Source organism: Planococcus sp. 11815 (genome assembly GCF_051096385.1).
In the GTDB taxonomy this organism is placed as follows: Bacteria; Bacillota; Bacilli; order Bacillales_A; family Planococcaceae; genus Planococcus; species Planococcus citreus.
Genome location: NZ_CP096992.1, coordinates 1 through 21,941 on the forward strand (window position 1 = coordinate 1; position 21,941 = coordinate 21,941).

Below are 21,941 nucleotides of genomic sequence, written 5' to 3' on the forward strand. Positions count from 1 at the left end.
ATGGAAAAACTTTGTTTTGAATTAAAAAATATTGAAGTGTCCTATTTAGATAAAGAAATCTTGCGAATTGAAGATCTTGCTATCCACCAGTTTGACCGCGTTGGCATTGTGGGGAAAAACGGTGCAGGAAAAAGCACATTACTGAAATTATTAGCGAAAGAAATCCAGCCAACAGTGGGGCAAGTGAAGAGTTACGTTGAGCCAGGATACTTTAAACAGCTGGAGACTCCTAAAAAAGAAGAGGCCGGTAATGATCCAGCATTGCTTAGCCGATTAGCGGTACCACAAAATCTAGAGTCACTAAGTGGTGGAGAACAGACGAAATTAAAGCTCGCTCAGCTAATGAGTCATTATTATGAAGCGTTATTGCTGGATGAGCCAACCACTCATATGGATAAGCAGGGCATTTCGTATTTGCTCGAAGAACTTCGCTATTACTATGGTGCTTTGGTGATCATCAGCCATGACCGGGCCGTGTTGGATGAACTTGTGACAAAGATCTGGGAAGTCCAGGATGGGCAAGTGCATGTGTATTCGGGAAATTATAGCGACTACATGAATCAAAAAAGGTTGGAATGGGAACAACAAAATCAAGCTCACGAACAGTTCTTAAAAGAAAAGAACCGACTGGAAAAAGCTGCAAAAGAAAAGATGAAGAAAGCAGAGAAGGTTGCCCAAGCCGGAAAATATTCGAAGAAGGAATCAAAGGCCATGGCAAATCGAATGTTTGAGACAAAATCCAAAGGCACAAGCCAGAAAGCGGTACATCGTGCGGCCAAGGCAATCGAGCAGCGAATGGAGAAGCTTGAGGAAGTGAGTGCGGTTCAAGTTGAGAAGCCGATTGTTTTTCCACATCAGAAAGCACTGGAGCTGCACAATAAATTTCCAATCATGGCCAATCGTTTCACTTTATATGCTGGAGATAATATATTATTGGAAGAAGTGAACTTCCAACTTCCGCTTGGTAAAAAGATTGCGATTTCAGGTGTGAATGGGAGTGGTAAAAGTACATTGCTTCAACGAATTGCGAGAAAGGATGAGCAATTGACCATTTCTCCTAAAGCAAAGATCGGGTATTTTCAGCAAATGAGTTATCAGTTCAGCGGTGATGAGACTGTCTTCCATTACATCAAAAATCGTTCGGAACATGAGGATAGTTTTTTAAGGAGCGTCCTTCATTCGATGCAGTTTGTGGATACAGACTTGCTTAAACAGGTGAAAGATTTAAGTGGGGGAGAAGCCATCCGACTGCAGCTTTGTTTACTCTTTCTAGGTTCTTATAATATCTTGTTATTGGATGAACCGACTAACTTTTTGGATATTAAAGCGATCGAAGCACTAGAGCATTTTGTAAAGGCCTATCAAGGCACCGTCGTATTTGTTTCCCATGATGAGTTCTTTATCCGAAATACAGCAGATATTCAGTACATCCTAAGTAATAAGAATTTGGAATTGATATAAGGAACTTGAAATAGTCATCGATATTAGTCGATGACTATTTTTTGTTTCTTTAATTACTAGAAAGATTTGTATTTCGAGAAGATTTTTAGTCCTCTATTCCAGTTTACATATCATCAATTTATCGGAAGTGAATTGATAGGCGCAAGCAGGCTGAGGCTAGATCTTGGTAAAAACGATAAAAAGACAAATGGATTTTTCTCTCCCATTTGTCCTTTTGTATTTAAGAGATGTTCGTCGAAGTAAAATCTCATTGAAGAGGTACTACCCTCAAGATACGGGATGAACCGGAAAGAGGATGAATCAATTCCATTCCTTTTCTCTAGTCCCTAGTATTGAGTAAAAGAATTAGTGTAAAGGGGCTTTAAAAACATAGCTCACTTTCTCATAATCCATTTTCTGCTCATAAAAGCGATGAGCATCAGTCCGTTGCAAGCCGGAAGACAAAGCGACGCTTTCATACTGGTTCTCCTTCGCCCATTGGTGTACATGGGCAAGCAATTTTTCACCGTATCCTTTTGAGCGTCGTGCCTGATCGGTGACTAAATCACAGACCCAAATAAATCTTCCATAATATAGAGTGATCATTGGCTTAAAGCCAATGACCGCGACAAGCTGTTCTTCCTCAAATATTGCGGCCATTCGGTAGCCATCCGTTTTTCGGGCGTCTCTTACTAGCTCCAGATAGAGATTTTCCGTCAGGTGCGTTCGCAGTTGGTTCATGACCGGAAAGGCTTTGCGCCAGTCGTCCTCCGTCATCAACTCTTTGATTGAAAGCGATAATGGGTTCATTTTTTTCCCTCCTTTAAATCCTATCTTATTAGCAAACTGGTATAATCAAAAGTATCAGATTACAGAAAAATAAAAGAACCAGAATATATTGGAGGCATATGCATGCTTGAAATTACCCTTGATTTCAAAAGTGAAAAAGAGAATCCTTTATACCTCCAATTAGCGTCTTTCTTAAAACAGGAGATGGGTGCAGGCAACATACCGGCTGGAGAAAAGCTGCCTTCTAAAAGAAACTTGGCGATTCATCTAGGAGTGAGTGTAAACACGATCCAAGCTGCCTTCAACCAATTAGTGGCAGAAGGCTATGTCCGAAGTGAACAGCGGAAAGGCTTTTACGTACAGGAGGTAGAAGAGCTGATTGGCGATTCTGTGCCTTCTTCTCAAACCGCTAAGAAAGAGAAGAACCTACAATACAAAATTGATTTCAATTCCGGCCACGTAGACTTGCAGCAGTTCCCTTATTCAGTCTGGCGAAAATTGTCGGTGAAGAGTCTTTATTTGGACGGAAGTGAACTTTTTTACAACGGAAATCCCCAAGGGGAGCCGTGTCTCCGGGAACAAATCGCCCAGTATCTGTTCCAATCAAGAGGGGTTCGGTGTTCTGCAGATCAAATTCTGCTCGGAGCCGGTACGCAAGTGCTGACTGGCTTGTTGTGTATGGTCATCGGAAGAGAGAAGACATATGCGCTGGAGTCTCCAGGGTTCCACCGGACTAGGGTCGCTTTACAAGATCAAGGCGTTGATGTCGAGTTGATTCCGGTTGAAGAAGAGGGCCTATCAGTGAAAGAGTTGGCGAGCAGTAAAGCCGAAGTAGTCTTTGTCACACCGTCCCATCAATTTCCTTATGGCATGGTTATGCCGATTTCTCGCCGGATGGAATTGTTGAACTGGGCTGGAGAACAACATAACTATATTGTCGAAGATGATTACGACAGTGAATATCGCTACAAAGGAAAACCGATTCCATCGCTGCACGGGCTTGATTCCAATGGCCGTGTCATTTACATGGGCACGTTCTCGAAATCGTTGATCCCCTCGATTCGAATCAGCTACCTTGTTTTGCCGTCAAGCTTACTTGAGAAATACCGCACGAATTTTTCCTTGTATAAGCAAACGGTATCCCGTCTTCATCAAGACACGCTGTTCCGCTTCATGAGCAACGGACATTGGGCCACACATTTGAATAAAATGCGGACTTTATACCGGAAAAAGCAGGCTCGGCTGCTGGCAGCAATACAGGAAGATTTGGGCGAATGCGTAACAATCATCGGCGAGAAGTCAGGGTTGCATATCATCCTGAACGTCCAGAATGGCATGTCCGAAAACGAGTTGATCGCAAGCGCCAGCCGGAACGGGGTGAAAGTCTATCCGACTTCGGTGTATTACGGAGGCGAAAGGGAAAGAACGGAACCGGAAGTGCTGCTGGGTTTTGGCGGGTTATCCGAACTTGAAATCGAAGAGGGAATTCGGCTGCTAAAAGAAAGCTGGGGACTTTAATTTAAGTATTGATAACGTCAACACTTATCCAGTTTACATATGACCCCTTATCGGAAGTGGAGAAGCTAAACTAGAGGTTGTCCTTTTTCGGTATTGAAGAATACTTAAAAAAGACTTCCTCTGTTTAGAAGAAGTCTTTTTTTAGTGTAGTATTCATTTAATCTCCTGCTACTTAGCAAATTTACCGGACATTCTCCTACAAGCACTGAGAATCCTTGAGAGAAGGAGTACACATTGGAAATAGGATACCTTTTTCTCAAAAGTGTTTATACTTTATACTTTATACTTTATTCTTTTTCTTATTTCCCTGGCTTCTGAGCTTATGCTTTCGTTCTTGTCTGCGATTAATTTCTCGATTATTTCTTCAAGTAAAAAATGTAAGTTTTTATCCGACTCAATAATGTAAATTTCAAGATTGTTATTTAAGATATTAGTAACAGTTTCCCTAATTAGTACCTCTGAATGAGTAGCGCATTTCAAGAGCTGTTCGAAATACCATTTATGGTTTTCTGGATATTGAAGATTTAATAAAGTCTCTTCGATTAATAGAATATCATTTCCCGAAAAGATCGTTTCAGCTGCTTCTTCAGAAGTACCCCAATCTTCGTCGTTTTCGTTATTTTCGAAAAACACTTCTTCTTTTGAAAGGTTATTTAAGAAATTATCAAATGTATGGGCTACTTCAATAATTTCTTCAGTTTCTGGTTCCAAATAAATCACCGAAGGGTTTACTGAATCCTTTCTGTAATCAAGAGCAAAAAAGCTATTCCCATCTCCGCTGAAAATAAGAATATTTTTCGGAAGATCCCATTCATTAATGAGATAATCTGAATCTAAAATACCACCTTGACCACAACCATATATGTGATTAATCTCAATGTACGCATTGGTTTCAAGATGACTTTTCTTCTTCACTGAATTGTACTGTATAGCACCGCCATTTTGTTCTAAAAGAATCTCTTTATAAGAAGCTGGAAATTCCATATCTAGTTGTTTTTCTGTTTTTTCAATCTCTACTTCTGAAGTTTTTGGTAACTTATAATCATCCTCGACTTCCTTAGCCCATATGTGCATCAAGTAACCTCCTTAGATTCTATTGAATAGTCTTGTTTAATATTGTTACTAACCATAATAAAACAAAATGATTGAAAATATCCGTTTCACCAAAAATAGGAAGTTAAAAAATTTTTAATATCCATACGTTTACATAATGCCGGATTATCGGTAGCTACATTAATAGAAAGGGAAAGAAGAGGTTGCTAACTGCATTCTTCTTTCCCTTTATTTTGAGAATTTGTCTTTTATGAATGATGTGAAACAGCTAATTTAGGATAGAAGAAACTGTGTTTACACTATTAGATCAGTTCGCTCTTGAGGAATGACCTCTGCCACTGTGGAAAAGATCGACACGTTTTAGGGGTTGAGGTACGGGAAGGACAAGAGGGTCGGAATATAGTTTTGGTTGTAGAGAGGGCGTAATAGAATTCTGCGTCATACCCTTTGTTATTGCTAGAATTTAATTGCCACCAATAGCTTTTCAGGGTTTTCTCCTCCGTTCGGATTCACAATCAAAATTAACAAAGCAATCGGATACCACTTCCGTTACCCTGATAGAGAAGAGTAAGTCGCGCACACTTTCTCTCTTTTATAGAAGGAGTGTCGTTATGAACATATTAGAGAAATTTCAAACCGTCATTATTCTAAGCGCAGTTGGACTCGGCCTTTTATTTGGCCAGATCCACTTTTTTGAGCAATACGCCGAATCCTTCATCGTGCCATTTTTATTGCTGATGCTCTATGGATTATTTTTAACCATTCCATTGCAGTACCTGAAGGATGCTTTTGAAAATCGCAAGTTTTTCACTGTCAGTATGCTTATCAATTTTGTCTGGACACCTTTAGTGGCCTGGGGACTTGGGGCGATCTTCCTTGCAGATCATCCAGCCCTGTGGATTGGATTTATCATGCTGATGGTAACGCCTTGTACAGACTGGTACCTCATGTTCACTTCCATTGCCAAAGGGAATGTGCCCTTGTCCACGTCCGTTTTGCCGATTAATTTGATTCTGCAGGTCGTGCTGTTGCCGGTTTACCTATTCATTTTCGCTGGCACAATTGAGCCGATTCCATTGTCGACTATCGGCAAAAGCATTGTCCTCGTACTGGCTATTCCGTTTGCGCTAGCACATTTGACGCGTTATGCCTTGCGGAAGAGAAAAGCCTTCTTGAATGAGAAACTCGTCTCTTTTTTCGCTACCGCACAGATTTTCTTTTTATCTTTGGCGATTATGGCGATATTTGCTTCTCAAGGGAAGTACCTACTTAATAATCTTGAAATCATTTCCATCTTGCTGCTACCTGTTTTATTGTTCTTTATTATTAATTTTATTTTGGTGCAAACAGCAGGGAAAGCCCTGAAGTTTTCCTATGAAGATACGGTGAGCTTAAGCCTGACGACTATCGCACGTAATTCGCCTGTCTCACTGGCCATTGCAGTTGTCGCCTTTCCGGACCAGCCTCTAATCGCCTTGGCCTTGGTTATCGGCCCGTTGATCGAATTGCCCATTCTAGCACTCGTTTCCCAGTTGTTGCTTTCTCTAAGGAGAGCAAGTATAGGAGAAAGCTAAATATAATATCCGTTTCACAGGCCTAGGTTCGGAGCTTACTTGAAATTAGCCGAGGGCGACATCAAGAATCATCATGATTGTAAACCCAACCATTAAACTCATCGAAGCCAAGTCTGAATTCCCTTTTTCTTGGGAACTTGGAATTACTTCTTCAACGACTACAAAAATCATTGCACCTGCTGCAAAGCTCAATGCATAAGGCAGTAAGGGTTCTATAAACACCACTGCCAGCGCACCGATGATGGCGGCGACCGGTTCAACCATCCCAGAGAATTGACCGTAAAGAAAGCTTTTTCGCCGCGAAAATCCATCGCGTCGAAGAGGCATGGAGACAGCTAGGCCTTCCGGGAAGTTCTGGATACCGATGCCGATTGCCAAAGCAATTGCACCTGCTAGAGAGGCCGACGGAAATCCAGCAGCCACAGCTCCGAATGCCACGCCGATTGCTAGCCCTTCGGGAATGTTGTGTAGTGTAATGGCGAAAACAAGCAAAGAGCTCTTCTTTCTTTTAGCTGAGTGGAATCCCTCAGACTTTTCTAAGGATGCATTTGGATGAAGGTGAGGGAGGATTTTATCTACTGACCATAAAAATATGCCGCCCAGTAAAAAGCCGATGGCCGCAGGCATCCAAGCTGGTAAAGAGCCACCTTCTCCCATATCAATGGCAGGAGCAAGAAGCGACCAATAACTTGCTGCAATCATTACCCCTCCAGCAAACCCGAGCATGCTATCCATGAAACGTTGATTGACGCCTTTTGTAGTAAATACTAACGCTGCGCCCAGTGCCGTCATGCCCCATGTGAATAATGTACCAATAAATGCTTGAACAACTGGATCTAGACCTTTAAACAACTCCATCATATCAATTTTCCTCCTATGAAAAATGTATTTCGAAAAACTTGATGCTATGTTTTGTTTCGAGCAAAAAAAGGTGGGTTCAGTTAATTAAATGCAATAAAAAAAGCTGAGTAAAGCTCACTTCTTCATGAGCTTTACATATCAGCTTCTTTTGAAAACCTGTATGGTAACTTGATTTATAAAGCAGCGAGTTATTTGGTGATATAGTCATTCAGAGTTAGTGTAACTTTATGAATGGGTTACTGAAAAACTCTTTGGCTTGGAATAATGTTGAATGTATTCTCTATAATCCATTTGTAAGAAGAATCGTGTATTCTTTCCTTTTCAATAGATATATTATTGTATATGATTTGCTTATTACTGAGCTCCCAAATTACGTATGTTGCTTATGGCCAACTAACAGTTGAAGCTTGTATATCGGGTGTTTACATAATTAACTTGAAGTCCTAAAACTATTTATACTGTCTAATAAGTAATTACCTATGCCATGGAACAGTTGACTGGAAATATAGAAGTTAACGAAGACAGGAGTCAGACAAGTATAGCATGTATTATTTTCGTTTCCTTGACCCAATCCTCGCTATTCGTCATTTAAATTTTCATGCGGAGGGGATTAATAAATTAACTGCACTAAATGTAAATAAGTTTGTGGATGTTAGCATATCCTATTAATGTAATGGCTTAATCTATTGGTTTTTTAGTTTCGAGATATAAAAGTGAGGAGATTTATTAGTGAAAAGTAAAAATGAGTGTTCTTTTTCGAATTCAGAGACTAAGGTCATAAAAGAAGTCAGAAAATGCTTAGCAGAAGAGAAGAAAGAAACACTGAGAAGTGGACTTAGATTTATAACGTATTTTTTGAGGAATTCTACTTCCTGCGGAGTGCTAGTCAAAAATACTAAAGAGGTAGAGAAGGATTTGAATTTGTCGACTTATCGACTTACTAAGATATTAAAAATTCTTGAATGCCATCAGATTATATACCGTAGAAAAGGCATTATTGGGCTATGGAGAACTTGAGACTTGTTTTATTCTTCTCAGTACGGATTGTTGCGGTTAGCTAGAAAAGCATCGTCTCCTAGTTATTTTTACTGAATTCATTTTTAAAGTTGAGAACTCTGATAATCAGTTGATGGGCTAGAAAAATACCAATTAAATCGATGCCCACATCAAAGAGCCTACCATTTCTATCGAAAAACAACTGAAAAACTTCTGAGAAAAAGGCAAACGATGTGCATAAAAACCAAGAATAGAAAGTTTGCTTTAGCCAAATGAACATTAAAATATACAGAATCCCAAAGGATAACAAATGGCCAGTTTTTTGTGCTAAGTAAAAAGCATCATTGAAAGCAACGTCACTAAATTTCAGTAATTCAAGAAAGTTAGGCTGCAAGTTTATCTGATACTCTACGACTTGATCAACTAAAAAAGCATATGCATCGCTTGTGGACATAACCGCTAAAATCACTGATGCCCATAGAACTACTAAAAAGAGAGGGAATCGCATTGACACTGTCCTTTCTTAGTTTAAGTAGGAAATCCAACTAGATTTTTGAGAAGGTTTTGAGTAAGTCAAAGACAATCTACTAAAGTTTTTATTCTTTTCGGAGGCGAATTTTAGTATAAAAACCGTTAAACATGACAGGGCTTTTGTCTATGAGCTTCAGATACCGTTTGTTTTCTTCGAACAAAGCTTTGAAACTCAAGGCAATATCGGTCCCAAGTAGTTTTACGAAAGGCCTAACTAGTCTTCGTTGAATTGAAGAGCTTGTTTCAGTTGAAGAAAACTTATCAAAAATAATGAGTTCCCCACTATTTTTGAGGACGCGTGCCATTTCTCTCAAACAAGTATTCGGATCAGGTACAACAGAAAGTATCAGGCTGGCAATGACAAAATCAAACTGATTGTCGTCAAAATTCAATTTTTGAGCATCCATTTCTAAAAAATTAATAGCAGACTCCGGATATTTTTTGCGAGCTTTTTCTAACATGTCGGGAGATAAGTCAATAGCGGTAATAGTAAAGTGTTGAGGATTGAATAATTCCAAATCGGCCCCTGTCCCCACTCCTACAAATAATAGATTTGAGTGTTTTTCAAACTTAACATCTTGGAAAACTTTCTTCCTCGCTTCTAAGAAAGGCCCAGTGTTGAAGATCTGGTCATAGATAGGCGACCAAATTCTATACATTATTTTGTTCCATGTATTGTTCACTCTCTCTACCTCCTAGTTAGGATGTCAATATTTGGCATAGGCAAGTATAGAACAGATGAAAAGGAGTATGAAATTCCTTTTTCTCTGTCACATTCTTTAAATCTTACATAATTTCCTGCTGGCCGAAATTCTTCGTCATAAGTAATTGTGGAATTGCACACATCATATACCAAGGTGTATTTCATGAGCTTTGGGGAATATAGTGACTACTCAGCAAAATGGAGTTAGTTAATTAAGCAAGAGTAAGAATCAAAATTTGTACGTCATTTTTATTTAAATGTACTGAGAGAGGAGGATAACAGATGGCAACAGCTCATAAGGATGAAAAAAATATCAAATTGGCTTTTTTCATCAACTTGCTTTTTTCTATAGGCGAATTCATTGGGGGCTTCTTAATTAATAGCGTGGCTATTATGTCTGATGCCGTACATGACTTGGGGGATGCAACAGCATTGGGGCTTTCTTGGTTTCTGCAAAAATTCTCGAAGAAGGAAGGAGACCAAAAGTTCAGTTTCGGTTACAAGCGTTTTTCGCTGCTGGGAGCTTTGATTAATGCACTCATTTTAATTGCGGGTTCTGTTTATATTTTCTTTCAAGCCATACCTCTTCTATTCAACCCCGAGCACTCCAATGCCCAAGGAATGGTTTGGTTTGCAGTTGCAGGTGTGTTGTTAAATGGATTTGCGGCATACAGGCTACATAAAGGCAAGTCAGTAAATGAAGGCGTGCTTACTTGGCATCTATTAGAAGACGTCCTAGGTTGGGTGGCCGTACTAATAGTAGGTATTGTTTTGTTGTTCAAAGACATCCATATACTTGATCCCATTTTATCGATTGCCATTGCTTTATTTATACTGTTCAATGTTTTTCGGAATTTATCGAAAACCATGAAGATTTTGCTTGAAGGTGTACCTCAGGACATCAATTTGGATGAAGTCCATTCAAGAATTGAGAAAATTCCTGGGGTACTTTCAGTAAAGGATCTGCATATATGGTCAATTGATGGGGAGGAGCACGCAATGAATGTGTGCCTCTCGGTCACTGGAGAAAATTTGGCAGAATCAACTGCAACTAAGGAAAAGGTCCGGAGTACAATTTCGGATCTTCACATCATTCATTCCACAATTGAAATGGATTGGAAAACTCAGTGATTGCCAAGATCCTATTATGTGAATAACCAGTTGATCAATTTTACTTTTGCAAAGATATCCAATAAGGGAGGTATCGTAAATGGGGAGTGACCATGACCACGCACATGGACGCAATAAAAAAACTTTATTAATTTCTTTTTTGATTATTACGGTTTATATGGTCGTAGAAGCGATTGGCGGCTTTCTGACAAATAGCCTGGCATTGATTGCGGATGCTGGACATATGTTAAGCGATTCGATTTCCTTAGGTATTGGGTTTTTAGCTTTTACAATTGGGGAAAAGGCAGCGGATCAAGCTAAGACCTATGGTTACAAGAGGTTCGAAATCTTAGCTGCCGTCTTCAATGGAGTAACATTAGTATTAATCTCACTTTACATTTTTTACGAGGCCTACCATCGGTTTTCTGATCCGCCAGAAGTCGCTACAACAGGCATGTTGATTATTGCCATTATCGGTCTATTAGTAAATATATTGGTTGCCTGGATTTTGACCAGAGGCGGAGATACTAAGGACAATTTGAATCTTCGGGCCGCCTTCCTACACGTACTGAGTGATTTGTTGGGTTCTGTAGGAGCCATAACAGCCGCATTGCTAATAATCTTTTTCGGCTGGGCATGGGCCGATCCTTTAGCTAGTGTCGTTGTAGCCATACTTGTTTTAATAAGTGGTTGGCGTGTTACAAAGGAAGCCATTCATGTATTGATGGAAGGAACCCCCACAGATGTAAGTATCGATCGCATAACAGATACGATTGAAAAAATCCCAGGAGTAAATAATATACACGATTTGCATGTCTGGAGCATCACTAGCGGAAAAAATGCATTATCGGGCCATGTGGTGATAGAGAATGGCCTTTCTTTCGAAGAAAGCCAACTCATATTGAGAGAGATAGAGGCTGCAATGATAAAACAACAAATTACCCACATAACAATTCAATTGGAATCACAAGACCATCCCCATATAGAGTCCATTCACGGGGATTTGAAGGATTTAGAAGACTCCCGTTAGCTTTCGCAGAGGATTCATTTGAAAGTGTCTGGAATAGAGTGTTCAAAAATATTTTGATAAAAAAGAGCGACGGAAAGCCCGTCGCTCTTTTTTATTGTCCCCTTATCATTCACTTGAGTTTCAGCTCGGACTCTTTTACTGTCTCTTTTATTTTTCGTTGCTGATAAAATACTTTTGTCCACAGATAGATGGCAAACCCAAGAAATAGAATCGGTACTTGCCATCCAGTAGTACCCGTGACAAAAAAATCATAAATAGACCAGCCGAGCAAGGCCACAAAGTAAAATAGAAATCCAAAAGTTGTCGATTTATCTTGTGGCTTTTTATTTGAAGAGAGCATGATATTCCTCCTTAGGATTAGTGAAATTGCGGTAGTTCATTTTTGGAACATTGTTAATATCCTGTTTAACTGTAATACATGATTAGAGAAAATCAATACCTATTGACTCCTTAATTACAGAATAAAGTTTACTAATAGTTTAACCTACTGAAGCTTTATCCGGGTATGCTTAAATATTCACAGGATCGATAAAACTTTAAGCAGAGTTTATGAAGTATTTAATTTTATATAGAAGAGAAAATTGATATTTGTTACACTGAACCGAATCTGAAAACGAGTTTGGTATTTTTGAGGAGGAAAACTGTGTGAAAAAGAGATGGGTTTCAATCCTGTTGGTGGGATTTTTACTATTCAATTTAGCAAGGCCGATAGAAGCTTCAGAGAATAATGAATTGCAAGATGAAATTATTTATGACCTATTGGTGGATCGATTCTTTAATAAGGGAATTCAAAATGATATCAATGTGAATTCCCTAGACCCTAATTCATTTAGCGGGGGAGATTTTGCAGGACTGACCAGCGAAATGCAGTACATAAAAGATATGGGGTTTACTATGATTTCCGTTGGGCCTGTCTTCTCTGCGACTTCCTATGATGGGACAGCCGTAGTGGATTACGATGAGTTAGAGTCGCGTTTTGGTACCCAGGAGGAATGGGAGGAAGTTATAAACAAAGCCCATGAACTGGATTTAAAGGTAATGATTGATCTGCCGACTCAGGAATTGAGTGAACAACATGTATGGCGGGAAAGCCATCCTGAATGGTTTGTTGAAAATGAAAATGGAACCGTCGCTCTGGAGACCGCTAATCGTGAAGTACAAGATCAATTAATTGGACAATTTGAAGGCTTCATCGAAAAATATGCGATTGACGGTATTCGAATAAAAAAGGCAGATAGCTTGGATCCAGCCTTTATCACTCGATTTTCTGAAAGCCTAAAAAGCATTCGGGATCTCTATGTAATAAGCGATGATGTAACACCACCTCAAGACGGCCTTGATGCTGTGGTCATGCCAGGAATTGAGACTGCTTTAAGAGATAGCTATAAGAGTTTTAACCCTAATGAAACAGAGCTTTCCGGTTCTTGGGAAGAAGCAGAGGGCAAGCTGATTCAAGTTGATTCTCTCCTCACTTCCCGGTTCACTGCGGACACAGTCCAAGAAGGCGGCTTCCCGCCAACACGATGGAAGTTGCTTACCTTTCAATTATTAACTATGCCAGGGATTCCTGTCATACAATATGGTTCTGAAATTGCTGTTAATGGGCAAACAGCTCCTGATACCCACCCTATCTTGGACTTAGGGGTAGATGAGGAATTAATCGACCATATAGCCAACTTGACTTCTCTTCGGAATCAATCAGCAGCCTTGCGGACGGGTAGTATGGAAGTATTGCACGAGGAAGACGGCTGGTTTGTATATAAGCGGTCAAACGAAGAAGAAACCTGGATTATCGCAATTAACAATTCTTCCTCTACACAAAGTTTGACTTTGCCAGCCAGTGTAGTTGGCGACGATAAGGAATTGCGTGGATTATTCGAAAACAATATTGCGCGTCAGGATGAAGAGGGAAATTACCGGATCACTTTAGATAGAGAATTAGGAGAAGCTTTCAATATCATCGAACAAAAAGGCTTCAATAAAGCCTATATCGCAGCGTTAGTAGTCTTATACATCTCCTTCTTAACGTTCTTGTTTTTAGCTTGGCGTCGAGGAAGAAAGAAAAAGAAGGCTGCCACTGCTAAAAAATAATTCCTTCTTAAAAATTCAATACGGTCATAGCGGCTTTAGAATGGATAAAGATGCTTGGGTATATCATATATCCAAGCATCTTTATTTGATTCCGCCATCTCCTAATTAGGAGCATCGATTGGTACTTACAGAAAAAATGAATAAAAAAGCTGAGATTCTGCACTGGGAAAAACCTTGAATTAAAAACGAAATTGCAAGGTTCCTGTAACAAATGTAAAAGAGCACCATGATACACTGGTACAGTTGGATTTTAAAATCGGGTTTCTAGGATAATAAAGTGTTTTGAAATGACTGGTGAGTCCTGGAAGACAACTGATTATAAAACGATATATTTTAGCGCGAATTTTAAATGATGTAGTACTGACCTATACATAAAGAAATAAGAGTTAAAGTACGAGAGGGGAAGTAACAATGAGAAAGCAGTGGTTAGTAACAGGTTTATCTTCTATTTTGGCATTCTCGATTTTAATGCCTACAGTAAATGCGGATAAATTGAGTGAACTCGAACAAGAGAAACAGGAAATAGAGCAAAAACAGAATGATTTAAACAAAGGAATTAATAATAAAGCAAACGAAATTTCCAAGAATCAATCAGCTCTGGAAAAAATCATGGAAGAAATTCAAAGCTTGGATAAACAAATTCAAGAAACGACATCAAAAGTTGCAGTTGTCGAAGGCGAAATTGAACAAACGACAGCGGAAATAAAGGATTTAAAAGATTCAATCGCTAAGTTAAAGAAAAAAATTGATGAGCGAACAGAATTACTGAAAGAACGGGCACGAGCTATCCAAATGAGTGGCGGATCCGTTGATTATATAGATGTTTTGCTTGGGGCTGAGGATTTTGTTGATTTTATTGATCGATTTTCGGCTGTTAACACGTTAATTGAAGCCGACCGTGAAATCATGCGTACCCAAGAAGAAGATAAAGAATTATTGGCAAATCAAAAGGCCCAGGTGGAAACCAAGCTTGCTAAGCAAGAAGAGCGTAGAGCAGAGCTTGAAAAACTTAGAAATGAGCTCAATGGACAAAAAGCTGAACAAGATGGTCTCGCAAAAGATTTGAAGGCAGAACAGCAGCGATTGGCAGCAGAAAAATCCGATTTAGAGCAACAACGTTCTGAAGCACTTGATGTATCAGCAGATTTAGAAAATCAAATTACCAAAGAGCAAGAACGTCTAGCCGAAGTAGCTAGAAAAGCTGAAGAAGAACGAAAACGTAAGTTAGCTCAGGAACGTAAAGCAGCAGCAGAGCAGGCAGCAAAGAAAAAAGCACAAGCACAAAAAGTACAAGCACAAAAAGCGCAAGAACAAAAAGCCGAAAAATCTGCGGAGTCTGTTGAAAGTTCGTCAAAATCTACAGAATCGGCTGTATTAGCAAGCGAGCCAGAAGCTCAGGCTACCCCAGCTGTATCGTCAGGATCTCCCTTCATTCGGCCGACTACTGGACGAGTGACATCTAACTTTGGATGGCGTGATATTGGTGATGGACCTGAGTTTACTTCAGGCATGGATATTGCAAATGGTGTCGGTACAGCAATAACAGCTGCTGCAGATGGATATGTTTCTCATGCAGGTGTTATGGGGGGATTAGGAAATGCGGTAGTTATCACCCATTCCGTCAACGGACAAACGTTCACTACTGTATATGGCCATATGAGCGCGCTTAACGTATCTGAAGGACAAAAAGTGACTCAGGGACAACGAATCGGCGGAATGGGAAGTACTGGCCGTTCTACAGGGTCACATCTTCATTTTGAAATTCACATTGGTATCTGGAATGGTTCAAGTTCAAATGCAGTAGATCCAAGAAACTACATCGGTTCTTGATAAGCAAATCTTTTCACCATGTTTCTATCCAAAAGAGCCAGCCGTTCAATAAATGAACGGCTGGCTCTTTTTATTAGTTAGGATTCCAGGATAAAACGATCCGGGTTATGCGGGGTTGGCTCAATATTTGGTTTTCATGAGGCGCAGAGAATTCAATACGACAATCAATGTGGCACCCATATCAGCAAATATGGCCATCCATAGTGTTAACCATCCAGGAATGATTAACAGCAAGGCTAGCAATTTAAGCCCTAAAGCAAAAGCTACGTTTTGAAAGATGATTTTCAAAGTTTTTCTGCTTAACCCAATAGTATAAGGGAGTTTATCTAAATCATCTGCCATAAGTGCGATATCTGCCGTTTCTAACGCTGTGTCAGTCCCGGCCCCGCTCATGGCAATTCCGACAGTAGAAGTTGCTAGTGCCGGCGCATCGTTTACTCCATCGCCAATCATTGCAACCTTGCCAAACTGTTTTCGTAAAGATTTAATGGCATCTAATTTATCTTCGGGCATTAAATCTGATCTAACTTCAGTCAAATGAAGTTTATTGCCGATTGAAGTAGCTGCCAGTTTATTATCACCTGTGAGCATAATCGTTTTCTGAATGCCCAAATCGTATAGTTTTTGAATGATAGTAGAGCTAGCGGATCTGACCTGGTCTTCTACTGCTATATATCCTTTGATCCCAGTGTGGGACCCTAACAGCATTACGGTCTTGCCGTCAGCTTGAAGCGCTTCAATACCCGCTGAAATTTCAGGTGACCGTTCTAATTCAGCTGTAAACAGATGAGGACTGCCAATGTAATACAGTTGGCCGTCGACTTCGGCTTTTGCGCCTTTGCCGGTCATGGACTGGAAGTTCTCTACTTCAGCTAAAATAATATTGGAGCTCTGCGCTTTTCGCAAAACAGCAGCCGCCAGCGGATGTTGAGAGAGGTTTTCAATGGATGCAGCTGTTTTAAGGACTTCTTTTTCAGTCATGGTTGACAGGGAAACAATATTCGTTACTTCGGGAGTTCCATGCGTTAGTGTCCCCGTTTTATCAAAAGCAATGACTTTGAGACGGCCAGTTTCTTCTAAGTGGATCCCCCCTTTAATCAATACGCCATTTCTAGCAGCATTGCCGATTGCTGTGACAATAGCGACAGGCGTAGAAATGACGAGAGCACAAGGGCACCCCACAACTAGAACTGCTAAGCCGCGATAAATCCATTCGTTCCATTCCCCATTTATAAGTAAGGGGGGGAGGACAGCGACTAAAAGGGAGATAATTAATATAGCTGGTGTGTAATACTTTGCGAACTTGTCTACGAACTGCTGGGAAGGGGCACGCTCTGCCTGGGCTTCCTCAACTAAGTGAATAATCTTTGCAATCGTAGTCTCTTCAGTTCTCTTGGTGATCCGGACTTCCAATGCACCCTCTTCATTGAGTGTGCCTGCAAATACTTCATCTCCAGCACTTTTATGGACAGGCAAAGATTCGCCTGTAATTGCTGCCTGATTAATTGACGAATTCCCTTTTGCGACAACGCCGTCCATTGCCAATTTTTGTCCTGGTTTAATGATCATGATGTCACCGACCTGAATGTCCTCTACATCTACTTCGAACTCTTGTGTTCCACGTTTGATTGTAGCTGTATTAGGTGCGATGTCCATTAGTGAACGAATGGAGTTTCTTGCTTTGTCCATGGAGTAGGTTTCCAATGCTTCACTGATTGCAAACAAAAAGACTACGACAGCACCTTCTCCCCATTCGCCAATAACTGCAGCTCCAATGACCGCGATGGTCATTAACGTTGTCATATCGAATTGGAACTTAATAAGATTTTTAAGCCCTTCCTTGAAAAGACTGAGACCGCCTGTCAAAATCGCTAGACCAAAAAGGCCGATAGTAATAACTTCTTCTTCGCCAATTTGAAGTGATGATATATAGCCGAGAATCAAAAAGAAGAGAGAAACCATGGTGGTTTGATTCGCTCGTTGCTTCCAAAACGGCTCTTTGGTTTCAGGCAATCGTTGGTGTTCAGGATATACCAGGATGCCATCGAAAGAACCGGCTTGCTCTAATTGTTCAATTGAGGCTTGTCCAGCGATGGTGATTTTTGAAGCTCCAAAGTTTAGTTTCACGTCTTCAACTGTAGGAATTTCTCGGATGTTTTTTTTCGAACTTAGCGGCACAGCTGGTGCAGGATAGATTTTGGAGCTTGTAAATGTGTTGGTCCTGAGTTTCGCTCATTTGTATCGGTCCTCCTCTGCATGCTCGCAAGCAATGCGGACTAACTGGTGCACATGATCATCAGCTAGTGAATAAAAAACCAATTTCCCGCGTTTTTCATAATCTGCCAATCCCATATTACGCAAATAGCGCAGATGGTGCGAAGCAGTAGCTGTGGTTGTCCCTAGAATATTGGCCACGTCACAAACACATAATTCTTTTTCCAGTGTCAAAGCATAAGCAATTTTCAGTCGGGTCGCATCAGAAAGTGCTTTGAAGATTAACTCCACCCCACGAATGCCGACCATCTTAGGTTGAACCCTTCCAATCACTTCTTCGTCATAACAGAAAGTTTGGCATGTATCATTCTTTTTACTAATTTCGATTTCCTCCATTTTTACACCTCATTCAAATGTTCGTTTGAGTATTAGTTTAGAAAGAGTTCGTTGATTTGTCAATTCTAATATTCAAACGATTGTTTAAATGTTCAAAGATTCTTGGTAGACTTTATAAGAGGGAAAGTGGCTTATTAAATAAAAACAACCCATTCTGGAGGTTTTTAGCAAATGAAAAAAATATGGATAATGGCAGTATTGATACTGCTTATGTGTTCGACTACTGTTTCTGCTCATACTGCACTCGAAAAAAGTGTGCCGAGTGATGGAGCTACAGTGACTGAAGAACTTAATGAAATTGTTCTTGAATTCAATACCGCCTTGGAGAAAGGCAGCAACTTTACCGTGGAAAACCAAGAGGGCGAGGAAGTTCCTTTCAATGTTCAGCTCTTGGAACAATCAATGAGTGGGAATCCTAAGGGCAGCATGCCTGATGGGGACTATACTGTGAAATGGAAAATAATCGGCGCGGATGGGCATCCAATTGAAGGTATTTTAAGCTTTACCGCAAAAACAGGAGAGGTGAAGAAAACAGAGGATACAGAAGAGCAAATTACAGGTTCCCTTTCAGAGGTACCAACTAAAGAAACACAAACCTTTGAAACGGATCAGCAAACTAGCGAAACGACAACATCCAGTCCTCCGTATGCCGTAATAATCATTTTTATTATTTTGGCGATAATCGCAGCTGGTACATTCATGTGGGCGCTGGAGAGGCGAAAAAGTTAAATGATCTGGCTATACATAGCTGAAATGCTTCTATATCTCTGTTTTTCGCTTTTAATTGGCTCGTTGCTTATTCACTTAGTTCCAGCCAATAAAAAGCCGGATCTGGTAATAAATAAACGCGTCCTACAAATTTCCATCTTGGGCATTGCTTTTTTATCGACAGCTCCCGTCATTCGGCTTGTAGTATTTCTATACGAAGATATCGGTCTTTTATTGACCGTTCAAAATGTAGTCGGGGAATTCGAGGTAGGGCAAGCGTGGTCAGTAACGGTTTTAACTTCTCTTTTTTTCTATTTTTTCGTATCAGTTACTCCCGTTTTTAAGAGCAAAGTATTGATCGTTGTCTCCCTCGTTTTTACTTTTCTGCTCCTTCTCGCGTTGGGATGGGGAAGCCATGCAGCTTCATTAACAGATGGAAGTGGATTTATTTTTCATACTTTACACTTTACAGCTGCAACGGTTTGGATAGGTATTTTACTTATTGTTAGCTGGTTTTCAGTGTCTTCTAAAAACTGGCTCCCATTTATAAAATGGTTCACTCCACTTGCTATCATATGTTTAATTATCATTTCGGCTTCAGGATTATATATCATGACTTTGGCGTTGAATTTAAAAGACTATACGGATGCGTGGCAAATGCCATATGGCCAAGCAATTTTAGTGAAACATTTATTAATTCTTCCAGTATTACTCTTTGCTTTCATCAATGGCGTATTCATTAGAGCGAAATTAAGCAGAGGGAAAAAGGTAAATCCATTGCCTTGGGCCAGAGCAGAAAGCGTTGTATTGTTACTTGTATTGTCGGCAACTGCAGTATTAGGGCAACAAGAACCTCCCCATTCAATCGAATCGTTTATAAGAATGAATGGAGCTTCCAATCTTTTTGCTTATTTTCATACTGGTTCGATGGATACTGCGATGCATCTGCAATTTGAGTGGAGCATTCTTGGCGTTTTATTTTTGTTTCTCGGCACAGCCTTTGGCAGTCTTGTCATTTATAGTTTCAAGCAAAAAATCCCTGTATATTTGACATTGGTGATGGGATTGTTTTGTGTGTTGAGTTTTTATGTAGGCTTAATGCTCAGCGTTGGATAATAAAAGTAGAAAAGAGGATATAAAAATGGGAAATAAATCGAAGCAATCTAAAATGAAATGGATCGTCCTAGCAACCGCTGTATTAGCAGTAATTGTATCCGTCATAGTGGTATTTCTGAATCAAGAGGAAGCACCCGCTGTAGAAACAGCACAAGTGGATGTTTCCGGACAGCCCACTTTAGGTGAGGGCAATGCTCCAGTGACAGTAGTGGAATACGGTGACTTTAAGTGCCCATCTTGTAAAGCTTGGGGAGAAATGGTATATCCTCAGCTTGTAGAGGACTATGTGGAAACAGGAAAGGTGAAGTTTTCTTATATTAATGTATTTTTTCACGGAAATGAGTCTGTATTAGGTTCTTTGGCTGCGGAGTCGGTTTATGAGCAGAGCCCAGAAATTTATTGGGAGTTTCATAAAGCTCTTTATGATGCCCAACCAGTAGAAGACCATGATGCCGCATGGATTACTCCAGAAAAATTGATGGAAGTAGCATCAGGATTTCCAGAGATTGACCAGGTTCGTCTAAAGGAAGACATCGAACAAGTGTCACAACAAGAACAGCTCCAAAAGGATGAAGCTCTAGTGGAAGAAGCTGGTGTTTCTCAAACACCTACTATTTCAGTTAACGGCCAACAATTGGAAGACCCCTTTGATTATGATGCGATCAAAGCCTTGATTGATCAAGAATTGGAAGGTGCAGAGTGATGGCGAAAGAACAAGGACAGTCTGGAAAAACGGGGATTCTACTCTATAGTGCGTGGTTTGTTTCCCTAGTAGCGATGCTGGGAAGCCTATACTTCAGTGAAGTGCAAGGTTTTATTCCGTGCGAACTTTGCTGGTATCAACGGATTGCCATGTATCCCTTAGTGCTGATTTTGGGCATTGCAACCTTTACAAACGACACTAAAGCGCCTCGTTACGTTTTGCCACTCTCCCTTTTGGGTGGGAGTATTTCCGTTCTGCACTACTTGGAACAAAAAATTCCTGGGTTTGGTGGATTCAAGCCCTGTGTCAATGGGGTTCCATGCAGCTCAGAATATATCAATTGGGCAGGTTTCATCACGATTCCATTCTTGGCATTGATTGCCTTTGTTTTAATCACGGTAACTATGCTATTACTGGCATTTAGAGAATCTCGTTCTTAATCTGTATATGCATCTCAAGTTATTCTGTCTTTGCTGTGAGGTTTAACAATTTCTATGGTTTTGGGTCTAGTAAAGATGAAAGATTAGTACTGAGGGGGGAACGTATGGCTGTAAGAAAAAAGCAACGTTTAATTTTGAGAAGTGTTATCTTGCTTGTCATGACGGGTGCCATCATATTTACGATTTATAATGCACTAACGAAAGAGCAAAGTGAGGTATTACAGGTAGGAGACAAGGCACCTGATTTCACCTTAACTGACTTAAATGGGCAGCGCCAGCAACTATCTGAGTATAGAGGACAAGGAGTTTTTGTAAACTTTTGGGGAACTTGGTGCAAACCATGTGAGAAAGAGTTTCCATTGATGGAAAAGCAATACCAGAATTACAAGGATCAAGGCGTGCAAATATTGGCTGTAAATATTGCTCAGTCTGACTATGAAGTGAAACAATATGCAGAACAAAAAAACTTAACCTTCCCAATTGTTATTGATAAAAATAAAAGTGTAATGGAGGCATACAACATTCGCCCACTTCCTACTACCATGTTGATCAATCCAGATGGAGATATCGTAAAAATCATTACCGGTGAAATGTCGGAGGAAGACATAAGAAGGTACATGGAAGAGATTAAACCAAAAGCTTCCTGAAGGGGTTAATAAGAGAACAGCTCTCTGTTTAAATTCCTTTGTTTTAAAGCAAAGGCCTATGGAATTTTTTCCTTGGCCTTTTTTTATTGAAGCGTATTTAAAACAAGCCCGACGTTTTAGTTTAAGAGCTTTAAGAGATCGAGTGACACAATTAAATTTTAGAAGTTGAGGAAGAATTATCTTTTAAAAAA

General features: G+C 40.1%; 20 protein-coding genes and 1 pseudogene. 12 read left to right on the plus strand and 9 right to left on the minus strand.

Translation table 11 applies throughout. The features are described from left to right. Complete coding sequence (locus M1Q06_RS16690) at window positions 1-1,461, plus strand: Msr family ABC-F type ribosomal protection protein (RefSeq protein ID WP_394119746.1); 1,461 nt, start codon at window positions 1-3, stop codon at window positions 1,459-1,461. Window positions 1,462-1,806: 345 nt separating this feature from the next. Here M1Q06_RS16690 and M1Q06_RS16695 read toward each other — a convergent pair whose 3' ends face one another. Continuing rightward, entirely contained in the window at window positions 1,807-2,250 is a 444-nt protein-coding gene (locus tag M1Q06_RS16695) for a GNAT family N-acetyltransferase (RefSeq protein WP_101805443.1), read from the minus strand. 102 nt (window positions 2,251-2,352) lie between these two features. Between M1Q06_RS16695 and M1Q06_RS16700 the strand changes: the two genes are divergently transcribed. Further along, window positions 2,353-3,747, plus strand: a complete 1,395-nt coding sequence (locus M1Q06_RS16700) for a PLP-dependent aminotransferase family protein (protein ID WP_101189118.1) — start codon at window positions 2,353-2,355, stop codon at window positions 3,745-3,747. A gap of 273 nt (window positions 3,748-4,020) precedes the next feature. On the opposite strand, the gene M1Q06_RS16705 is transcribed toward M1Q06_RS16700, so the two are convergent. Continuing rightward, the gene (locus M1Q06_RS16705) at window positions 4,021-4,821 is read right to left on the minus strand and encodes an SMI1/KNR4 family protein (protein WP_434402968.1); all 801 of its coding nucleotides are present in this window, start codon (window positions 4,819-4,821) and stop codon (window positions 4,021-4,023) included. A gap of 281 nt (window positions 4,822-5,102) precedes the next feature. Beyond that, window positions 5,103-5,309, minus strand: coding sequence for an Ada metal-binding domain-containing protein (locus M1Q06_RS16710; RefSeq protein WP_101189098.1), 207 nt, complete (start codon window positions 5,307-5,309; stop codon window positions 5,103-5,105). A 102-nt stretch (window positions 5,310-5,411) separates the two neighbouring features. Here M1Q06_RS16710 and M1Q06_RS16715 point away from each other — a divergent pair, with 102 nt between their 5' ends. Continuing rightward, window positions 5,412-6,374 (plus strand): arsenic resistance protein, encoded by a 963-nt coding sequence (locus M1Q06_RS16715; RefSeq protein ID WP_101189117.1) that lies wholly within the window; start codon window positions 5,412-5,414, stop codon window positions 6,372-6,374. A gap of 45 nt (window positions 6,375-6,419) precedes the next feature. Here the strand turns inward: M1Q06_RS16715 and M1Q06_RS16720 are convergent, their stop codons facing one another. From M1Q06_RS16720 to M1Q06_RS16730, 3 genes are all read right to left on the minus strand, one after another. Next, the gene (locus tag M1Q06_RS16720) at window positions 6,420-7,235 is read right to left on the minus strand and encodes a ZIP family metal transporter (protein ID WP_121301308.1); all 816 of its coding nucleotides are present in this window, start codon (window positions 7,233-7,235) and stop codon (window positions 6,420-6,422) included. Between the two features lie 1,075 nt (window positions 7,236-8,310). Further along, window positions 8,311-8,739, minus strand: coding sequence for a VanZ family protein (locus M1Q06_RS16725; protein WP_101805610.1), 429 nt, complete (start codon window positions 8,737-8,739; stop codon window positions 8,311-8,313). An 88-nt stretch (window positions 8,740-8,827) separates the two neighbouring features. Next, entirely contained in the window at window positions 8,828-9,445 is a 618-nt protein-coding gene (locus M1Q06_RS16730; RefSeq protein ID WP_101805611.1) for a class I SAM-dependent methyltransferase, read from the minus strand. 302 nt (window positions 9,446-9,747) lie between these two features. Here M1Q06_RS16730 and M1Q06_RS16735 point away from each other — a divergent pair, with 302 nt between their 5' ends. Both M1Q06_RS16735 and M1Q06_RS16740 read left to right on the plus strand, forming a co-directional pair. Continuing rightward, complete coding sequence (locus tag M1Q06_RS16735; protein WP_121301307.1) at window positions 9,748-10,596, plus strand: cation diffusion facilitator family transporter; 849 nt, start codon at window positions 9,748-9,750, stop codon at window positions 10,594-10,596. Between the two features lie 79 nt (window positions 10,597-10,675). Further along, entirely contained in the window at window positions 10,676-11,605 is a 930-nt protein-coding gene (locus tag M1Q06_RS16740) for a cation diffusion facilitator family transporter (protein ID WP_068870655.1), read from the plus strand. 109 nt (window positions 11,606-11,714) lie between these two features. On the opposite strand, the gene M1Q06_RS16745 is transcribed toward M1Q06_RS16740, so the two are convergent. Continuing rightward, window positions 11,715-11,945: a hypothetical protein gene (locus tag M1Q06_RS16745; protein WP_101189073.1), complete on the minus strand. Its 231-nt coding sequence runs from the start codon at window positions 11,943-11,945 to the stop codon at window positions 11,715-11,717. 305 nt (window positions 11,946-12,250) lie between these two features. On the opposite strand from M1Q06_RS16745, the gene M1Q06_RS16750 reads away from it, so the two are divergent. Continuing rightward, a complete protein-coding gene (locus tag M1Q06_RS16750; protein WP_434402972.1) occupies window positions 12,251-13,696 on the plus strand; it encodes an alpha-amylase family glycosyl hydrolase in 1,446 nt (481 codons plus the stop codon). A gap of 411 nt (window positions 13,697-14,107) precedes the next feature. Further along, the gene (locus M1Q06_RS16755) at window positions 14,108-15,526 is read left to right on the plus strand and encodes a murein hydrolase activator EnvC family protein (RefSeq protein ID WP_121301306.1); all 1,419 of its coding nucleotides are present in this window, start codon (window positions 14,108-14,110) and stop codon (window positions 15,524-15,526) included. Window positions 15,527-15,646: 120 nt separating this feature from the next. Here the strand turns inward: M1Q06_RS16755 and M1Q06_RS16760 are convergent. Together M1Q06_RS16760 and M1Q06_RS16765 are read right to left on the minus strand one after the other, a co-directional pair. Continuing rightward, window positions 15,647-17,762, minus strand: a pseudogene (locus M1Q06_RS16760) (heavy metal translocating P-type ATPase). Further along, on the minus strand, window positions 17,759-18,136 hold the full coding sequence (locus M1Q06_RS16765) for an ArsR/SmtB family transcription factor (protein ID WP_068487673.1): 378 nt from the start codon (window positions 18,134-18,136) through the stop codon (window positions 17,759-17,761). Before M1Q06_RS16765 ends, M1Q06_RS16760 begins: the two are co-directional and overlap by 4 nt. A 171-nt stretch (window positions 18,137-18,307) precedes the next feature. Between M1Q06_RS16765 and M1Q06_RS16770 the strand changes: the two genes are divergently transcribed. From M1Q06_RS16770 to resA, 5 genes are all read left to right on the plus strand, one after another. Then, entirely contained in the window at window positions 18,308-18,865 is a 558-nt protein-coding gene (locus M1Q06_RS16770; RefSeq protein WP_068487672.1) for a copper resistance CopC family protein, read from the plus strand. Further along, a complete protein-coding gene (locus M1Q06_RS16775; protein ID WP_101189070.1) occupies window positions 18,866-19,960 on the plus strand; it encodes a copper resistance D family protein in 1,095 nt (364 codons plus the stop codon). It abuts the gene before it with no gap. Between the two features lie 25 nt (window positions 19,961-19,985). After that, the gene (locus M1Q06_RS16780; protein WP_434402976.1) at window positions 19,986-20,663 is read left to right on the plus strand and encodes a DsbA family protein; all 678 of its coding nucleotides are present in this window, start codon (window positions 19,986-19,988) and stop codon (window positions 20,661-20,663) included. Next, window positions 20,663-21,103 (plus strand): disulfide oxidoreductase, encoded by a 441-nt coding sequence (locus tag M1Q06_RS16785; protein WP_068487669.1) that lies wholly within the window; start codon window positions 20,663-20,665, stop codon window positions 21,101-21,103. The genes M1Q06_RS16780 and M1Q06_RS16785 overlap by 1 nt, the downstream gene beginning before the upstream one ends. 104 nt (window positions 21,104-21,207) lie before the next feature. Further along, window positions 21,208-21,750 carry a thiol-disulfide oxidoreductase ResA gene (gene resA, locus M1Q06_RS16790; protein WP_068487668.1) on the plus strand — a complete coding sequence of 181 codons (543 nt, stop codon included), beginning with the start codon at window positions 21,208-21,210 and terminating at the stop codon, window positions 21,748-21,750. Window positions 21,751-21,941: the final 191 nt, after the last annotated feature.

What these genes read in the sequence shown, in the direction of transcription:
- M1Q06_RS16785 (WP_068487669.1), top strand. Translation starts at nt 20,663, where the DNA reads ATGGCGAAAGAACAAGGACAGTCTGGAAAAACGGGGATTCTACTCTAT.
- resA (WP_068487668.1), top strand. Translation starts at nt 21,208, where the DNA reads ATGGCTGTAAGAAAAAAGCAACGTTTAATTTTGAGAAGTGTTATCTTG.
- M1Q06_RS16725 (WP_101805610.1), bottom strand. Translation starts at nt 8,739, where the DNA reads ATGCGATTCCCTCTCTTTTTAGTAGTTCTATGGGCATCAGTGATTTTA.
- M1Q06_RS16715 (WP_101189117.1), top strand. Translation starts at nt 5,412, where the DNA reads ATGAACATATTAGAGAAATTTCAAACCGTCATTATTCTAAGCGCAGTT.
- M1Q06_RS16720 (WP_121301308.1), bottom strand. Translation starts at nt 7,235, where the DNA reads ATGATGGAGTTGTTTAAAGGTCTAGATCCAGTTGTTCAAGCATTTATT.
- M1Q06_RS16745 (WP_101189073.1), bottom strand. Translation starts at nt 11,945, where the DNA reads ATGCTCTCTTCAAATAAAAAGCCACAAGATAAATCGACAACTTTTGGA.
- M1Q06_RS16690 (WP_394119746.1), top strand. Translation starts at nt 1, where the DNA reads ATGGAAAAACTTTGTTTTGAATTAAAAAATATTGAAGTGTCCTATTTA.
- M1Q06_RS16705 (WP_434402968.1), bottom strand. Translation starts at nt 4,821, where the DNA reads ATGCACATATGGGCTAAGGAAGTCGAGGATGATTATAAGTTACCAAAA.
- M1Q06_RS16740 (WP_068870655.1), top strand. Translation starts at nt 10,676, where the DNA reads ATGGGGAGTGACCATGACCACGCACATGGACGCAATAAAAAAACTTTA.
- M1Q06_RS16780 (WP_434402976.1), top strand. Translation starts at nt 19,986, where the DNA reads ATGGGAAATAAATCGAAGCAATCTAAAATGAAATGGATCGTCCTAGCA.
- M1Q06_RS16700 (WP_101189118.1), top strand. Translation starts at nt 2,353, where the DNA reads ATGCTTGAAATTACCCTTGATTTCAAAAGTGAAAAAGAGAATCCTTTA.
- M1Q06_RS16755 (WP_121301306.1), top strand. Translation starts at nt 14,108, where the DNA reads ATGAGAAAGCAGTGGTTAGTAACAGGTTTATCTTCTATTTTGGCATTC.
- M1Q06_RS16775 (WP_101189070.1), top strand. Translation starts at nt 18,866, where the DNA reads ATGATCTGGCTATACATAGCTGAAATGCTTCTATATCTCTGTTTTTCG.
- M1Q06_RS16765 (WP_068487673.1), bottom strand. Translation starts at nt 18,136, where the DNA reads ATGGAGGAAATCGAAATTAGTAAAAAGAATGATACATGCCAAACTTTC.
- M1Q06_RS16770 (WP_068487672.1), top strand. Translation starts at nt 18,308, where the DNA reads ATGAAAAAAATATGGATAATGGCAGTATTGATACTGCTTATGTGTTCG.
- M1Q06_RS16735 (WP_121301307.1), top strand. Translation starts at nt 9,748, where the DNA reads ATGGCAACAGCTCATAAGGATGAAAAAAATATCAAATTGGCTTTTTTC.
- M1Q06_RS16695 (WP_101805443.1), bottom strand. Translation starts at nt 2,250, where the DNA reads ATGAACCCATTATCGCTTTCAATCAAAGAGTTGATGACGGAGGACGAC.